This is a genomic window from Chryseobacterium arachidis (assembly GCF_900129245.1).
Taxonomy (GTDB): domain Bacteria; phylum Bacteroidota; class Bacteroidia; order Flavobacteriales; family Weeksellaceae; genus Chryseobacterium; species Chryseobacterium arachidis.
This window is the reverse complement of sequence record NZ_FQUT01000011.1, coordinates 1-15218: the sequence shown is the minus strand read 5'-3', so window position 1 is coordinate 15218 and position 15218 is coordinate 1. Positions and strand designations below refer to the sequence as shown.

17 protein-coding genes and 1 pseudogene are annotated in these 15218 nt (G+C 37.2%); 9 read left to right on the top strand and 9 right to left on the bottom strand.

Annotation, left to right across the window (positions count from 1 at the left end; genetic code table 11):
- Nucleotides 1–43 precede the first annotated feature (43 nt).
- The 4 genes from BUA89_RS16830 to BUA89_RS16815 all read left to right on the top strand — a co-directional run bounded on the left by BUA89_RS16830 (nucleotide 44) and on the right by BUA89_RS16815 (nucleotide 2998).
- Nucleotides 44–238 (top strand): cold-shock protein, encoded by a 195-nt coding sequence (locus BUA89_RS16830; protein ID WP_072960946.1) that lies wholly within the window; start codon nucleotides 44–46, stop codon nucleotides 236–238.
- Between the two features lie 198 nt (nucleotides 239–436).
- A complete protein-coding gene (locus BUA89_RS16825; RefSeq protein ID WP_072960942.1) occupies nucleotides 437–895 on the top strand; it encodes a MaoC family dehydratase in 459 nt (152 codons plus the stop codon).
- 25 nt (nucleotides 896–920) lie between these two features.
- Nucleotides 921–2042: a calcium:cation antiporter gene (locus tag BUA89_RS16820; RefSeq protein ID WP_072961260.1), complete on the top strand. Its 1122-nt coding sequence runs from the start codon at nucleotides 921–923 to the stop codon at nucleotides 2040–2042.
- Nucleotides 2043–2275: 233 nt separating this feature from the next.
- On the top strand, nucleotides 2276–2998 hold the full coding sequence (locus BUA89_RS16815) for a fatty acid desaturase (RefSeq protein ID WP_072960940.1): 723 nt from the start codon (nucleotides 2276–2278) through the stop codon (nucleotides 2996–2998).
- 102 nt (nucleotides 2999–3100) lie between these two features.
- Here the strand turns inward: BUA89_RS16815 and BUA89_RS23520 are convergent.
- From BUA89_RS23520 to BUA89_RS16775, 9 genes and pseudogenes are all read right to left on the bottom strand, one after another.
- Nucleotides 3101–3229: pseudogene (locus BUA89_RS23520) on the bottom strand (protein-tyrosine-phosphatase); the annotation flags it as partial.
- 65 nt (nucleotides 3230–3294) lie between these two features.
- On the bottom strand, nucleotides 3295–3918 hold the full coding sequence (locus BUA89_RS16810) for a MarR family winged helix-turn-helix transcriptional regulator (RefSeq protein WP_072960939.1): 624 nt from the start codon (nucleotides 3916–3918) through the stop codon (nucleotides 3295–3297).
- Nucleotides 3919–3955: 37 nt separating this feature from the next.
- Nucleotides 3956–4654, bottom strand: coding sequence for an SDR family NAD(P)-dependent oxidoreductase (locus tag BUA89_RS16805; protein ID WP_072960936.1), 699 nt, complete (start codon nucleotides 4652–4654; stop codon nucleotides 3956–3958).
- Nucleotides 4655–4764: 110 nt separating this feature from the next.
- Complete coding sequence (locus BUA89_RS16800; RefSeq protein ID WP_072960933.1) at nucleotides 4765–5046, bottom strand: TIGR03643 family protein; 282 nt, start codon at nucleotides 5044–5046, stop codon at nucleotides 4765–4767.
- A gap of 2 nt (nucleotides 5047–5048) precedes the next feature.
- Nucleotides 5049–6524: a cryptochrome/photolyase family protein gene (locus tag BUA89_RS16795; RefSeq protein ID WP_072960931.1), complete on the bottom strand. Its 1476-nt coding sequence runs from the start codon at nucleotides 6522–6524 to the stop codon at nucleotides 5049–5051.
- On the bottom strand, nucleotides 6512–7810 hold the full coding sequence (locus BUA89_RS16790; protein ID WP_072960928.1) for a DASH family cryptochrome: 1299 nt from the start codon (nucleotides 7808–7810) through the stop codon (nucleotides 6512–6514). Before BUA89_RS16790 ends, BUA89_RS16795 begins: the two co-directional genes overlap by 13 nt.
- Complete coding sequence (locus BUA89_RS16785; protein WP_072960926.1) at nucleotides 7762–7917, bottom strand: DUF2256 domain-containing protein; 156 nt, start codon at nucleotides 7915–7917, stop codon at nucleotides 7762–7764. The genes BUA89_RS16790 and BUA89_RS16785 overlap by 49 nt, the downstream gene beginning before the upstream one ends.
- A 1-nt stretch (nucleotide 7918) precedes the next feature.
- Entirely contained in the window at nucleotides 7919–9235 is a 1317-nt protein-coding gene (locus BUA89_RS16780) for an ABC1 kinase family protein (protein ID WP_072960923.1), read from the bottom strand.
- Nucleotides 9236–9237: 2 nt separating this feature from the next.
- Entirely contained in the window at nucleotides 9238–9897 is a 660-nt protein-coding gene (locus BUA89_RS16775; protein ID WP_072960920.1) for a TetR family transcriptional regulator C-terminal domain-containing protein, read from the bottom strand.
- Between the two features lie 151 nt (nucleotides 9898–10048).
- Here BUA89_RS16775 and BUA89_RS16770 point away from each other — a divergent pair, with 151 nt between their 5' ends.
- The 5 genes from BUA89_RS16770 to BUA89_RS16745 form a co-directional block, all read left to right on the top strand.
- Nucleotides 10049–10618, top strand: a complete 570-nt coding sequence (locus tag BUA89_RS16770) for a Crp/Fnr family transcriptional regulator (RefSeq protein ID WP_072960917.1) — start codon at nucleotides 10049–10051, stop codon at nucleotides 10616–10618.
- Nucleotides 10619–10695: 77 nt separating this feature from the next.
- Nucleotides 10696–11559 (top strand): SDR family oxidoreductase, encoded by an 864-nt coding sequence (locus BUA89_RS16765; protein ID WP_072960914.1) that lies wholly within the window; start codon nucleotides 10696–10698, stop codon nucleotides 11557–11559.
- A gap of 308 nt (nucleotides 11560–11867) precedes the next feature.
- Nucleotides 11868–12944, top strand: a complete 1077-nt coding sequence (locus BUA89_RS16755; RefSeq protein WP_072960907.1) for an L-dopachrome tautomerase-related protein — start codon at nucleotides 11868–11870, stop codon at nucleotides 12942–12944.
- 169 nt (nucleotides 12945–13113) lie between these two features.
- Nucleotides 13114–14049, top strand: coding sequence for an NADP-dependent oxidoreductase (locus BUA89_RS16750; protein WP_072960904.1), 936 nt, complete (start codon nucleotides 13114–13116; stop codon nucleotides 14047–14049).
- 162 nt (nucleotides 14050–14211) lie between these two features.
- The coding region (locus BUA89_RS16745; protein ID WP_072960901.1) for an L-dopachrome tautomerase-related protein at nucleotides 14212–15218 on the top strand (1007 nt) is incomplete at its 3' end.

The window sequence follows — 15218 nt, the reverse complement described above, 5'->3', positions numbered from 1 at the left end:
GTAAAGTTTACAGATTATACATACAATTTTAATAATAATTACAATGCAACAAGGCACAGTAAAGTTTTTCAATGAAGCAAAAGGCTTCGGATTTATTTCTCCTGCAGATGGGAGTAAGGACATATTTGTACATTCTTCAGGGTTGGTTTCAGGATCAATTCGTGAAAATGATAAAGTGAATTTTAATATTCAGCAAGGCGACAGAGGTTTAAATGCTGTCAATGTGAAATTAGCATAAGGTGAAACAACTTCTTGCTTACAAAAGTTAAAGCATTTTTTTCTCATCTTTAGTAGAATAGACTGTTTTTAATATATGTTTGAATGAAATATGGATATAACAACATCCGTTTTTTCATGTTCATCCGACCTCTTGCAATTTTGCGAGAGGTTTTTAAATGATTTAATGGTACAATACTTTTAATCTATTATTTTTTATATGATTATTATCAACAATTTTGACGAATATAAATTGCTGGAGGGCACTCTGGTCGGAGCGTCATCTTGGCATAGGATCGATCAGAACCAAATTAACCTTTTTGCAGATGCCACTTTGGATCATCAGTGGATTCATACCGATGAGAAGAAAGCAACAGAAGAAAGCCCTTATCATTCTACTATTGCTCATGGCTATTTAACCCTTTCGCTGATTCCTTATCTCTGGAAGCAGATTGCTGAGGTAAGAAATATCAGTATGGAAATCAATTACGGAATAGAAAATCTTAGATTTGGTCAGCCGGTAAAAGCGAATGATGAAGTAAGTCTTGAGGCAACTATTAAAACGGTAAATAATCTTAAAGGAACCGTAAAAGTAGTGGTGGGCGCTAAACTGATTATTAAAAATCAGATAAAACCTGTTTATACCGGCGATGTGGTTTTTCTATATCATTTTTTATAATCATGAAAATCGGGTAAATGTAAGCATGAGTAAAATAAAATATAAGCAGGTGATCAAAAAAAAATATCTTTCCGGTTGGACCGTTCTTATCCCGGTTCTGGCCTGGATCTTCTATTTTGCAAGTGCGGTATTTTCTTCAGGGTTTTATTCGCTGATCCTTAGTGTATTACTTTTGGGAAGTGTTCTGGCGGCAGTCTACCATTCTGAAGTTATAGCCCACAGATTGGGCGAACCTTTCGGAACCCTGCTTCTTGCATTTGCCATTACGGTTATAGAGGTGGGGCTGATAATTTCTATAATGATGGGCGCAGAAGGCCTTGAGACCGTAACGCTTGCACGGGATACTGTTTTTGCAGCAGTAATGATTATCCTTACCGGGATCATCGGTATCTGTATTGTTATAGGATCAGTAAGATACAGAGAGCAGACATTTACACTACAGGGGGTAAGCACAGCTTTAATAACGCTGACAGCAGTTGTGGTTTTTGTTCTTATCCTGCCGAATTATACAGTAAGCCACACAGGGGGCGAATATACTTCTTTCCAATTGCTTTTTATTGCTTTGGTTTCCTTGGCACTCTACCTTGGGTTTACTATGGTCCAGACCATGAGACACCGCAGCTTCTTTATATCGCCGCAGAACAAACTGCTGGCAGATCAAATGGAGCAAAGCAGTAATGAGTTGCTTTCCCGGAAAAAAATGCTTGTCAGTTGCTTTATGTTGGTTGTATGCCTCGGAATCGTTGTTTTGATGGCAAAACTTCTTTCTAAGGATGTCGAACACATTGTTCTTTCATTTGGAGCACCAAAATCGGTAGTCGGCGTCATTATTGCGGGAATCGTTCTTCTGCCCGAGGGTCTTGCTGCATTCAGGGCGGCAAAGAATGATCAGATACAGACATCTTTAAACCTAGCATTTGGTTCTGCATTGGCAAGTATCGGATTAAGTATTCCTGCAATTGCTATCATATCCGTTATTTTCGGAATACGAATGACACTGGGCATAGATATTAAGTCAACTGTGCTTTTAGGACTCTCTTTGTTTATCATTACGGTGTCACTTGCAACAGGTAAAACCAATATTATGCAGGGGGTTGTTTTAGTAGGAATTTTTTTGATTTATCTTTTTATATCCATAGTTCCTTAGTTCATTCGAATTTTAAGAAAATTGGTTATTATCCCTGTAGCTTATCAGAAAGGATTCAACAATTTTAAAGAAAATTAAAACCAATTCACAGGTATTGTAGTATCTTATAAAGGATATTGCAGAATAAAAATAAACTTTCGCGTGAATAGAGGCTCATCAATAAAGCATAATTTTTCTTTGCCTTCCGTAATACTTCAGCGAATCAACTTTCATTTTAATTTATTTATACAATTATGGCAATATTCATTTTTATACTCATCCATTGGTATGCATCACTTTTTTTTCAGTCGGTTTTTCATCACCGGTATGCGGCACACAATCTTTTTACAATGTCAAAATTCTGGGAAAGAATGTTTTATATAGGCTGCTTCTTTACACAGGGATCATCCTATATCAGCGCTTATACTTACGGTTTAATGCACCGTCTGCATCACGCACATACCGATAAAACAGAAGATCCGCACTCACCACATAATGATCCGAATCCTTTTATGATGATGTGGACAACACGAAACAACTATTTTAATCTTTATATAGGAAAGACAGATGCTGCAGAAAAATACAAAAAGAATCTTCCTGATTGGGAGAGATTTGATAAAATTGCACATAATTATATTACCAGATTCTGCTGGATTGCGATATACATCATTATATATGCTTTATTGGCAACAGCATGGTGGCAGTGGCTTTTTCTTCCTGCAACTATCATAATGGGTTCCTTACAAGGGATGGCGGTTAACTGGTGGGCTCACAAATTCGGCTATGAAAATTATAAGTTAACCAACACTTCAAAAAATATTTTGCCTTTTGACTTTATTTTCTGGGGAGAGGCATATCATAATAATCATCATAAACATCCTCAAAATCCGAATAATGCAACGAGGTGGTTTGAATGGGATATGGGCTTCCAAACAATGGTCTTTTTGCAAAAACTTAGGGTTATCAAAATAAAATAATAAGAGAAGCTTTTTTATACATTGATAACATATGATTTAATCACAAAGATTAAAAAAAATCTATAAGATATTAATAATAAGGAGCTGTTGCCGTCTGTAATTTTGAAAGCCTCGACTGGTATGAGTTTCTGCCACTTTTGGGAATAATACCGTTTCTTCCGTACCTTTCGGCAGTTATACTTGTGCCCAAATTTGTGATAAATGGCTTTTTCGGGAATAATGAGTACAAATGATAACAACAATAAATGACTTTATTAATTAACGGTTCAGAAGCAAATCAAGTATTTTCATCGCCTTTAATTCGAATAACTTTTATGATTTGCATAAACCGATGCATGAAACTCATTAAGTTTTTTCAGGAGTGAAAGAAATTCTTTTTTCTCATCATCATTTAAACTTCCTGAAAGTATGAGTGAAGTTTGATTTACTTTTTTTACAGACTCATGAAACTTTTTTTCTCCAAGCTCTGTAAGATTTAAGCGTTTGCTTCGCTTATCGTTTTCATCATTTTTCTCCTCTACAAGTCCTGCTTCAAGAAGTCTTTTGATGATTTGAGTTCCTGTCTGTTTTTCGTGACCGTTTTTTTCGATAAGCTGAATTTTGCTTAAAAAAGGTTCATCTTTAAGACGGTATAAATACGTAAATTCTTCGTTGGCTAATTCGGGAAAATTACTTAAACCTTTTCGGATTAACAGTTTAGAATAACGTCCAAGCAATAGGACCTGTTTACAAATCTCATTTTCTGTAAATGAAACCTGATGATTTTCATTTTTAAAAAGCTTGGTCGGGCTTTCCTCGGTATATTTCTTTTCATTCATCCACATCCTGAAATCTTCCACACTGCAGTTGGGTTTGCAGGCAGAAGAATTTTCAAATTCTTTTACATGATGAAGCAAATCTATGATAAAATCAGTTTTCATAATCTTAAAATACAAAGATAAAAATTAGTTTTTTGAATTAAAGCTTCACACTTCCCATTCCACCGTCGATCCCGATGATTTGTCCTGTAATCCATGAGGCGTTGTCAGACAACAGGAACTCCGTCATTTTTGCCATTTCATCGGCAGTTCCAACTCTTTGCAGAGGATGTCTTTTGCCTGAAGCTTCCCTTTTTTCCGGTGTCGAAAGAAGTTGAGAAGCTAAATTCGTATCCGTGAGAGAAGGTGCTATACAGTTCACTCTTATTTTTTGTGCAGAAAGTTCTCCGGCAAGGCTTTTCGTTAAACCTTCCAGCGCACTTTTACTGGCCGAAATCGAAGCGTGGAAAGGCATTCCCAACTTTGAAGCTACCGAACTGTATAATACGAGAGAAGCACTTTCGGATTTCTTCATATTGGGCAATAATTTCTGAATGGTTTTTACTGCTCCCAAAACATTAATTTCAAAATCATTTTTAAAATCGTCGAGGGAAAGTCTGTTGAAGGGTTTCAAATTGATACTTCCCGGTGCATAAACCAGTCCATCGATGACTTCCGGGAAAGTGATTTCATCCAGATTTCCGGAAAGAATATCCATTTGATGAAAATCAATATTCAGATTTTGAACTTCTGAATTTTTGCTTCTCGAAATGCCAATTACATGATGATTCTCTGACAGTATTTTTGCAGCGGCAAACCCAATTCCCTGCCCACAACCGATGATGACGATGTTTTTCATATTTTAATGTTTTTAAAGATTAAAAATAAACTTCAAATAGTATTGTTTGTTGACCACGAATGTGCGAATTAAAAATCAAAATTTATTATTCGTGCATTCATGGAATCTTATTATCGCTTAGAAATTTTATTATGACTGATGGTTCGCTGTCTGCTGCATTTGAAACGGTCAATTTCCTGATTTCTCTTCTTCAAATGTTTTTGGCTCACGCCGGAATTTACCCTTTTTCGCCACAGTTTAAAACTTGAGAGTTTCAGTTCACTCCGCATGATTTCAATCACTTCCGCCTCACTGGTTCCAAACTGAAATTCAATGGCTTCAAAAGGAGTCCGGTCTTCCCACGCCATTTCGATGATGCGGTCGGTTTGTTCTGCGTTAAATTGTTTTATCATTGTTAAAGGTTTTTTATGGTTTGTTTGGCCAGTTTCAGATAGGCTTCTTTTTTCTCGTCCGTCATCTTATCAAAAGTCCGGATCATCATTCCCAGCCTCGGATTCTTATCGAAAAAAGCACGGTTATCATTCACAAAATTCCAGAAAAGAGCATCCCATTTTTCAGTCCAGCCACCGTCAGAATAATCGCTCATTTTTTTCACATAATTGCTCCCGCTGATGTAAGGTTTTGTGCTCATTTTACCGCCGTCAGAAAAACTGCTCATCCCATAAACATTCGGTACCATCACCCAATCGTACGAATCGATGAACATTTCCATAAACCATTGATAAACATCATCAGGATTGAGTTTCATCAGATTCATGAAGTTGGCAAAAATCATCAGTCTTTCGATGTGATGGGCGTATCCTGTTTCTAAAACTTTTAAAATCGTGCTGTCAATAGGTTTAATTCCGGTTTTTCCGGTGTAAAATGATTCCGGAAGCGGATTTTTATGTTTCCAGTAATTTTTATTTCTCTGATAAGTTCCCTGATACAAATAAATTCCTCTCACGAACTCACGCCAACCTAAAATCTGGCGGACAAATCCTTCCAGAGAATTGATAGGAACATCAAAATCTTCTGCATATTGTATTGCCTGTTCTAAAACAAAATCCGGCGTTAGCAGTCCGACGTTGATGAGAGGGGAAAGTATGCTGTGGTGCAGGAAGTGTTCACGTTCCACAATGCTGTCTTCATACACTCCAAATTCTGCAAAACGCAGTTCTAAAAACTGATCGAGCCATTTCTCAGCATCCTCAAAAGTGGTTGGATAAAGCTGATACGAAGTGAGATTTCCATAATTTTTACCAAAATATTTTTCAGTGTATGTTTTTGCTTCTTCGTAAAACGCTGAGTTATCTGGAAATGAAATGGAAGGCGCTTTTTTATTTTTAGGATATTTTTTGCGGTTTTCGGTATCAAAAGTCCATTTTCCGCCCAATGGTTTTCCTGCTTTCATCAGGATATTTCGGGAAATTCTCTGCTGTTTGTAAAAATCAGTTTGATGATAAAATTCTTTGCCATCAAAATACTCCTTCAAATCTTCTTTTGTATTGATGAAAATCGGATTGTTAGCAATTTTTATATTTAATTTTGTGTTGTTAATTCTTTTTTCCAACCAGTTATCGCAGACTTCAACTATGAGAATATCTGTAAACTTTTCCTTTTCTAAGTGTTTGATTAATTTCCGGACATCCGATAATTGGTCATTGGCTTCGATATAATTTACCTTGAAACCGGCCTTCAGCAAAAACTGTTCATAAAACTTCATACTTGCGCGATGAAACGCAATTTTCTGCTTATGAAATTTATACTGTTTAAAAAACAGAAATTCTTCAACCAGATAAACAGGCTGTTTATGGTCTAAATGATCAGTATCCTTTAAAAGCTGATGCGGAAAAATCAACTGGGCAACGGAAGTTTTTACTGTAGCCATAAATTTATGAATTGGTGATTGTTATCATATTGTTCTGCCTGTTTTTCGGGATTGAAAGTCCGGCTTCTGGGGTCATTTCCAACGCCGGCGAGGTACATCCAGTTGCCATAATTGCTGTGAACATCGTAATCTATGAGCATTTCTTCAAAGTAATGCGCTCCAATCCGCCAATCCTGATTAAGGATTTTACAGAAATAGGATGCTACATTCTGTCGGCCGCGGTTGCTCATCCAGCCTGTTTGCTTGATTTCAAGCATATTTGCATTGATAAAATCTGAGTTTGTTTTTCCCTGAATCCAGTCCTGAATTACATTTTCATCATGTTTAAACGGATATTCTTTGCCTAAAATTCCTTTTAACCTAAAAGTTTTATCTTGATGTTCCCTCGAAACATATTTAAAAAATTCACGCCATAACAGTTCAAAAACAAGCCAGTATGTTGATTCGTTACTTCCGAATTCTGCTTCGTATTTTTTGATTTCGTGATACACGGAAACGGGCGACAAACTTCCGTTGGCAAGCCACGCAGAAAACTTACTGCTGTAATCCAAACCTGTCATTCCGTTGCGGGTTTCTTTATAAGTGCTGAGATTTTTAGTTTCAGAGAAATAGGCATTTAGCCGTTTCAAAGCTACTGTCTCACCACCGAAAAATGGAAAGGCTGATGATGGATGAATTTCAAAATCTTCAAAACCTAGCATTTTTAAATTGATGTCATCGCTTTTAATTTTTGATTCGAAACTTTGCTTTTTCTCAGTTTTATCTGATTTAAATTCTTCCCGAATTGTAAAATTCTTCTCAACTTTCTGACGGAAAGTAGTGAATTGAATCGGAATTTTTTCTATCAGACTGTCGATAAAATCAGGTTGCAGTAATAGTTGAGAATAAGATTTAGACCAAACCGTTGTGGGTAAAACCTTTGTAACCTTTTGTTGTAAAATATTTTCGTCTCTCGTCCATTCTTCCTGGCAGAAAATGGTTTCAATATCAAAATGTTCAGCTATTTTCTGAAATATTTCAGCGGTTTTTCCAATCTTTTTGACAAATGGAACTCCAATCTCATTTAGATTTTTTTCCAGATCCAAAACAGTTTCGAGTAAAAATCTAGCCCGAAATTTTCCAATTTTTTTGAATCCGGATTGTTTCTGCTGGAAAAATTCACTGTCAAAAACATACAATGCGAGAAAAGGCAGACTTTCCTGCTGAATTTTCAGGAGTGATTCGTTATCTCTGATTCTTAAATTGTTGGTGAACCAGAGGATGTTGATTTTCTGTTTTTCCGACATTTTTCACTGCAATATTTCACTTCGTCCCAGTTTTTCTTCCACTTTTTCCGCCAGTTGAACGGCAGTCCGCAGACCTCACAGATTTTGGAAGGTAAATTAGCAGGCATTTTATGGGATGAAGTTTTTGTAATTATTGATTTTAATATCTTTCGCTCTCACATCATGCATCATATTGTACAGCCCGAAAAATGTTCTGTTCAGATAGATAAAGTGCTTCGAACCACGATTGACATTCATGCCTTTCATATCATTCAGTTTCGCGTAACGCTGGCCGAGTTCGGCGATTTCCTGGAAGAAACCTTCATCAGAAAAATCAAAAAATTCAAGGTTAAATGGTCTTGTGAACAGTTCCAAAAGCTCATAAAACAGCTTGCTGAAAAATTCCTGTTCTTCCGGCGTATCATCATGTCGGAGAATTTCCAGCTGATACAGCTTTAGCTTAAAAGTTTCAGGATTTTTAAGATTTTCCATCTTTGCCAGTTCAAAATAAGGTGTATAAAATTCATTGGGTATCTCTTTAATACAGCCAAAATCGATGACCAGCAACTCATTATTTTCTGAAACCAAAAAATTGCCGGGATGCGGATCTGCGTGAACCTGCTTTAGGACGTGCATCTGATACATGTAAAAATCCCAAAGAGTCTGTCCGATCGTGTTAAGATTTTCCTGAGAATGAGTTTGCTTTGTAAATTCTGAAAAATGTTTTCCGTTCATCCAGTCCATGGTGATGATTTTCTCGCAAGATAAATCAGGATAATAGGTGGGAAATCTCAGGTTGGGCAAATGACTGCATTCTTCTGAGATTTGCTGACTTCTTTTCAGTTCCAGATTATAGTCGGTCTCTTCAAATAATTTGCTCTCAACTTCCTGAAAGTACGATTCAGAGCCTTCTTTTTGGATATTAAACATCTTCATGGCAATTGGTTTTACCATTTTCAGATCGCTGGAAATACTTTCGCGAACGCCGGGATACTGAATTTTCACTGCCAACTCATTACCGTCCTTTTTTGCTTTATGAACCTGTCCTATGCTCGCCGCATTCACCGATTCCTGAGAAAACTCATCAAACATCGCTTCCGGATTTTTCCCGAAATATTTTCTGAAAGTTTTCTTCACCAAAGCGCCTGATAATGGAGGAACCGAGAACTGCGACAGCGAAAATTTCTCCACATAAGCCTGCGGAAGAATATTTTTTTCCATACTCAGCATCTGGGCAACTTTTAATGCAGAACCTTTTAATTCTTTTAATGAATCATAGATATCCGTGGCATTTTCTTCGTTTAGAATCTGCCTTGCTTGTTCTTCGTCTTTGGTGATTTTATTTCCGTAATATTTAATGTAATTGACACCGATTTTGGCACCCGCTTTCAGCAAACTTCCTGTTCTTTCTATTTTTCCGGTAGGAATTTTATTCAGTGTTTTCATTTTTAGTGTTTCTTAAATGTTTCTTTAAATAAAAACTTACCGAGGTCTGCGAGTTTTCTCAATGGTTCATTATCCATCAGTTCAAAACCGGTGTCAATCGTTTTCTCAATGAAAATATCAGTCTTTTCGAAAGAGGGCGAGGTATCTTTTTTCCAAAACTCAATTGCTGAAACCAAATGTAACCAGAGTGCTTCTTCACGGGCTTTTTGATGCGCATTTTTAATATCATCTTTTGCTTTTTGGATGATCTCCCAATCATTGAAATCAAGCGTTTTGATATACTCGCAGTGAACATCTTTCAGCTGACTGAGAATCTTAGCAGATTGCATTTTGGTATTTCCTAAAATCATTAAAACCAAAGAACGGTTCATTGTCATATTTTCAAAAAATATATAATAAACGTTTAAGAGTTTTTCTTTTGAAGTAATTTCTTCTGCTTCATTTACTTCAGCCGCAAGTTCAACAGATTTAACAAACAAGTTAACGAGCATTTGTTTCTCAATCTGCTCAAAGCTGGCAAAGTAATCGTAGAAGTCTTTTTCTTCAAATTCATTGTCTTTGGCAAAACGGTAAATGTTTTTTGGCTTTTCACCATGATTGAGGATATAGTCGCCGTACCATTCGAATATTTTTTCTTCTGAGATTTGATTTTCTTTTTCCATGATACAATTTATTATAACAAAATTAGTAATTAATTTTACTAAAATATAAATATTAGTAATATATATTAAATGTAAATAATTGAAGAAAACGATCGAACTCTTTTTACCATATGATAATTGAAAAAATCGAACAGTGCGCTATCTTTATACTATGGAAGCAATGATAAATCTTATCCTGCAATTTGGTGACCTGAATAAACAGCAAATTGATTTTTTGCTGAGTAAAGTAGAAGTACTCGAGCTCAAAAGAAATGATTATCTGTCTGAAGCCGGTAAGGTTCCGCGTTACGTGGCTTTCGTGTTGGAAGGAGTATTCCGCTTTTGTTATTATAACAACAAGAGTGAAGAGATAACCCATTATTTTGTAGATGAAGGCAATTTTGTAGTAGATAACGAAAAGTTCGAATCTCAGATTGCGGCCTCAGAATATATACAGGCTGTTACCGACTCTAAAGTGCTTGTGTTTAATAAAAAAGATTGGGACGAAATCTCAAATACCATCTTAGACTGGGAAATGATCAAGGCAAAGATCGTGAAAAAATGCCTTACACTTGCTATGGAGCGACGCAGTCCACTGGTCTCAGAAGATGCTACAACACGTTACCTGTCGTTTATTGATGCGTTTCCCAATCTTATCAACCGCATTCCGCTGTCCTACGTGGCCTCGTATCTTGGTGTTACCCAACAGTCGTTAAGCCGTATACGCCGTAATATCCGTTAACAATGCTTTTTACCATTTGGTAAATGTCTTTTTGTATGAGAAACCGAAATTTGTATTATTAATTTAAATGACAAAAAATGGACAAAAAAATAGTATTAATTACAGGTACAAATAGCGGATTCGGATGGCTTACTGCCAAAAGCGTTGCAGCCTTAGGACATACAGTATATGCTACCATGAGAGATACAGACGGAAAAAATACAGATAAAGCAAAAGCCTTGGCACAGGTAGAAAATATAACCGTTTTGGATGTTGCACTTACCGATGAGACAAGCGTAAGAAATGCAATAGACACCGTTATAGCTAAAGAAGGTACCATTGATGTCTTAGTAAACAATGCAGGTATCTCAATGTTTGGTGTGGCAGAAAGCTCCACTCCTGAAGATTTGCAGCGAATCATCGATGTGAATGTGATTGCTCCATGGAGACTGATGAAACTGGCATTACCTTTTATGCGTAAACAATCGGAAGGTTTAATTATCAACGTTTCGAGTGGGTGGGGTAGGTTCTCAGCTCCTTTCTTTGCAATGTACGGTGCTTCAAAATTCGCCCTGGAAGGTTTAAGCGAGAGTTTACATTATGAATTACGACCATTTGGAGTTGATGTAGCCATTATTCAGCCAGGCTCTTTTCCTACCGAGATGTCTCAAAAGGTTCAATTCGGCTCTGATGCATCCGTTGTTGATGATTATAAAAAGATCGCTGATATTCCAGATAAAATATTTGGGGCCGTTGGTCAAATGTTTGAAACGGTAAAACCTAATCCGCAGGAAGTTGCAGATGCAGTGGTAAACCTGATCAATCTACCCAAAGGACAAAGACCGCTAAGAACAGTTGCTGATCCCACGACGGGCGAAATTGTAAGGACAGCTAATAAAGCTGTAGCTGCTGAATACGCAAAAGTTTTAGAAGCATTTGGATTGAAAGATTTGCTTGTTTAAGCTTATTATACTATAAACTGAACATATTTAATGATATTTAATGAAAAGGCAGGAGTCAAGGCTCCTGCCGTTTTTTTTGTTAATATTTAAACAATTCGTTTGAGGTACATTTCAAAGATTGAAGAAATCCAACTGGGAAACGATATGATTATACTCCAAAGCTTTTTACACAGTTTAGAGTCAAATCCTTCCATTGCGGAGGATTTTTATTTTGTAAATCTGTGCTATTCTTCCCCCGAAATGTATTATTTATTCAGCCGGAATGCTTCTACCTTTGGCTTATCGAAATCATCGAAAATCAATTTAAAATGAAAACGAAAGCAATTATACTGAGTTTATTTTTAACCCTAGCAATCTCTGCTAAATCACAACTACAGAAAGTAGCTATTTCCCATACTGTTTGGAATGGTGTTACAACAAGTTCAGACGGAAGAGTCTTTGTTAATTTCCCAAGAATTGAGGGCGATAAAGGAATGAGAATCGGAGAAGTTCTGAAAAACGGAAAAATCATTCCCTATCCAAATGAAGACTGGAACAATTGGGAATCGGGAGCAGACGTAAATGAGAAATTCGTAAGAACCAATTCTCTGAGAATCGGACCGGACGGTTTGCTTTGGATTGTCGATACGGGAACGCCTTCAATGGGACAAAATCCATTATCAGAAAATGCTTTGAAACTGGTTTCTATCAATACTAAAACCAATACCGTTCAGCAGATTATTCCACTTTCCGGAATTGCAAAACCTTCAACTTTTATTGACGACTTAAGGATTTCAGGAAACACCATTTACCTGACCGACGCGGGCGAACCGGCTTTAATTATTTTGGATAAAACGACGGGAAAAGGCAGAAGAGTTTTAGAAAATCACCCTTCAACCACCGATAATTTACCCATAAAAGCAGAAGGAAAAATTATGAAAGATGAAAAAGGAAATGAAGTGAGAATCCACGCAGACCAATTGGAACTTTCTCCCGATGGAAAATGGCTCTATTTCCAGCCTGCAAGCGGCCCGCTTTGGAGAGTGGAAACGCAATATCTGAATGATGAAAATCTATCCGAAAAAGATTTGGCTTCCAAAGTAGAATTATTCTACAAAACCCCTTCAACAGGAGGAACAGCCATCGATGCAGGTGGAAATATCTATGTAAGCGACGTCAATACCAGTGAAATCATCAAAATATCACCGGAAGGAAAAGAAAGTCTGGTCATAAAAGACAAAAGATTGCTCTGGGCAGACGCTTTATGGATTGATGATGACGGATATCTGTGGATACCTACAGGTCAGCTGAACCGTTTGGCGGCATTTCAGAACGGAAAAAGCAAAGTGAAATTCCCGGTCGTGATTTACAAATTGAAAATCAATGCAAAACCGCAACGAAATTAAGTTCAAACTCATTGTCAGAAAAGTAAAACTCTGTGAGCTTCTATAAGTGAAACGGCTTTGTGAAACTTTGATGCAGTTAATAATTAAAAAAAACTTAGTGCACTTTGTGTTAAAATCAGGCAGAATAACAAATAATCAAAAATAAATAACATTAAAAAATACCAACATTATGAAAGCAATTGTATTAAAAGAAGCCGGAAATGTAGAAAATTTAGAATACGTAGAATTGGCAAAACCAACCATTAACGAAGGCGAAGTACTAATAAAAGTAAAAGCCATAAGCATTAATCCGGTAGATGTGAAAAGCCGTGCCGGAAAAGGTGTTTACGGAAGAATCAAAACAGAAAATCCATTAATTTTGGGTTGGGATATTTCCGGAATTATAGAAGAAACTAAAAGTTCCGATTTTAAAGTGGGCGATGAGGTTTTCGGAATGGTCAACTTTCCCGGACACGGAAAAACATATGCAGAATATGTAGCAGCTCCGGCCAATCAACTGGCTTTAAAACCTAAAAATATCTCTTTTGAAGACGCTGCAGCTTCCACTTTGGTTGCGCTTACGGCGTATCAGGCTTTGGTTCACAATGCGAATATTCAGGAAGGGCAAAACGTTTTGGTTCACGCAGCTTCAGGTGGAGTGGGGCATATCGCGGCACAGATCGCCAAACATTTAGGAGCGAAAGTGACGGGAACTTCTTCCGCGAAAAATAAGGATTTTGTCTTGAGTTTAGGCGCAGATTCACATATTGATTATCACGGTTTCGACTGGAAATCAGCAGGCAGGACTTTTGATTTTGTGTTGGATACGATTGGTGGGGATAATATCGACCATTCTCTTGAAGTGACGAAAGAAGGCGGTTCCATCATCAGTATTCCGACAGGTTTGAATGAGCAGGTGACATCAAAAGCAGAATCCAAAGGTGTAAAAGGCTATTTCATTCTCGTGCAATCCAGCGGCGAAGATATGAAACAGATTGCCTCTTTGTTGGAAAGCGGTGCTGTAAAACCTCACGTTTCAAAAATATTTCCTTTCGCGCAAATGAGAGAAGCACATCTGGAACAGGAAACGGGCAGAACGGTTGGTAAAATCGTGGTGACTTTGTAAGGCCATAATTTTTATTTGACTACGTCGAACCACTTTGTTAGGTTTGGGCAACTAATCCGCCTTCCACTCCCGCTTTTTTCTTTTTTCAAAAGAAAAAGAGCTCCGTTCAAGTCGGGTTGCTGCAATTCGACGTTTTAAAAATTAACAATAAAATCATCAAAAATGAACTTAAAAAATATAGCACTACTGGCAATGGCATTGGTTTCCTTGGCCGCCTGCAAAAAATCTCCGAATCAGGCTAATACAAAGTCTGAGAATGAAATTTCAACAGAAAAAAATGCACAGTTAGAAGAGGCTTTCTCAGACAGCACGTATCAGTTAACGGGTGTTGCCGTGGCAAAAGATAACAGGGTCTTTGTGAATTATCCTTATTGGCTGGACACGCATTCTTATTCGGTTGTTGAGGTGAAAGACGGAAAGCCGGTTCCGTATCCTGATGCGGAATGGAACAGCTTCAAAAAAGGCGAAGACGGACAGAATAAATTTGTCACCGTACAGTCTGTAGTTACCGATGACAAAGGATTTCTTTGGGTAGTAGATGCGGCAGGAATCGGGCTTGGAAAAGTGTATCAACACAGCAGTAAAGTGGTGAAAATCAATTTAGCCAACAATAAAATTGAGAAAATCTACAGATTTCCTGAAAATGTGGTGAGCGAAGATGTTTACATCAATGATATCCGGGTAGATAATGAAAATGGTTTTGCGTATTTAAGCAATTCAAATACCGGCGGAATCGTGGTTTTGAATATCAATACAGGTGAATCAAGATTGGTTTTAGCTAATTCTTCATCAATGAAGTCTGACCCGAATTATCATTTTTCACCTTTGGGAACTGAACTTAAAAAAGGCGACGGTTCCTTGCTGAAAGTGAATTCTGACGGTATTGCGCTGACTCCCGATAATCAATATCTATACTACAAACCGCTTACAGATAACCGCTTGTACAGAATTAAAACCGATTTGTTGAGAGATTTTAAAACCAATGAAGCTGTCTTAAACAAAAGTGTAGAAGATTTAGGGAAATTCATCACGACAGACGGGATGATTTTCGATAAAAAAGGAAACCTGTATTTAGGAGATTTGGAGAAAAATTCAATCGTGAAAATTACTCCGGATCTGAAAATGCAGACGATTGTAAAGGACGATGAAAAACTGATCTGGCCGGACAG

What these genes read in the sequence shown, in the direction of transcription:
- BUA89_RS16755 (WP_072960907.1), top strand. Translation starts at nt 11,868, where the DNA reads ATGAAAACGAAAGCAATTATACTGAGTTTATTTTTAACCCTAGCAATC.
- BUA89_RS16820 (WP_072961260.1), top strand. Translation starts at nt 921, where the DNA reads ATGAGTAAAATAAAATATAAGCAGGTGATCAAAAAAAAATATCTTTCC.
- BUA89_RS16795 (WP_072960931.1), bottom strand. Translation starts at nt 6,524, where the DNA reads ATGGCTACAGTAAAAACTTCCGTTGCCCAGTTGATTTTTCCGCATCAG.
- BUA89_RS16770 (WP_072960917.1), top strand. Translation starts at nt 10,049, where the DNA reads ATGGAAGCAATGATAAATCTTATCCTGCAATTTGGTGACCTGAATAAA.
- BUA89_RS16785 (WP_072960926.1), bottom strand. Translation starts at nt 7,917, where the DNA reads ATGCCTGCTAATTTACCTTCCAAAATCTGTGAGGTCTGCGGACTGCCG.
- BUA89_RS16765 (WP_072960914.1), top strand. Translation starts at nt 10,696, where the DNA reads ATGGACAAAAAAATAGTATTAATTACAGGTACAAATAGCGGATTCGGA.
- BUA89_RS16825 (WP_072960942.1), top strand. Translation starts at nt 437, where the DNA reads ATGATTATTATCAACAATTTTGACGAATATAAATTGCTGGAGGGCACT.
- BUA89_RS16805 (WP_072960936.1), bottom strand. Translation starts at nt 4,654, where the DNA reads ATGAAAAACATCGTCATCATCGGTTGTGGGCAGGGAATTGGGTTTGCC.
- BUA89_RS16810 (WP_072960939.1), bottom strand. Translation starts at nt 3,918, where the DNA reads ATGAAAACTGATTTTATCATAGATTTGCTTCATCATGTAAAAGAATTT.
- BUA89_RS16780 (WP_072960923.1), bottom strand. Translation starts at nt 9,235, where the DNA reads ATGAAAACACTGAATAAAATTCCTACCGGAAAAATAGAAAGAACAGGA.
- BUA89_RS16750 (WP_072960904.1), top strand. Translation starts at nt 13,114, where the DNA reads ATGAAAGCAATTGTATTAAAAGAAGCCGGAAATGTAGAAAATTTAGAA.
- BUA89_RS16790 (WP_072960928.1), bottom strand. Translation starts at nt 7,810, where the DNA reads ATGTCGGAAAAACAGAAAATCAACATCCTCTGGTTCACCAACAATTTA.
- BUA89_RS16815 (WP_072960940.1), top strand. Translation starts at nt 2,276, where the DNA reads ATGGCAATATTCATTTTTATACTCATCCATTGGTATGCATCACTTTTT.
- BUA89_RS16775 (WP_072960920.1), bottom strand. Translation starts at nt 9,897, where the DNA reads ATGGAAAAAGAAAATCAAATCTCAGAAGAAAAAATATTCGAATGGTAC.
- BUA89_RS16830 (WP_072960946.1), top strand. Translation starts at nt 44, where the DNA reads ATGCAACAAGGCACAGTAAAGTTTTTCAATGAAGCAAAAGGCTTCGGA.
- BUA89_RS16800 (WP_072960933.1), bottom strand. Translation starts at nt 5,046, where the DNA reads ATGATAAAACAATTTAACGCAGAACAAACCGACCGCATCATCGAAATG.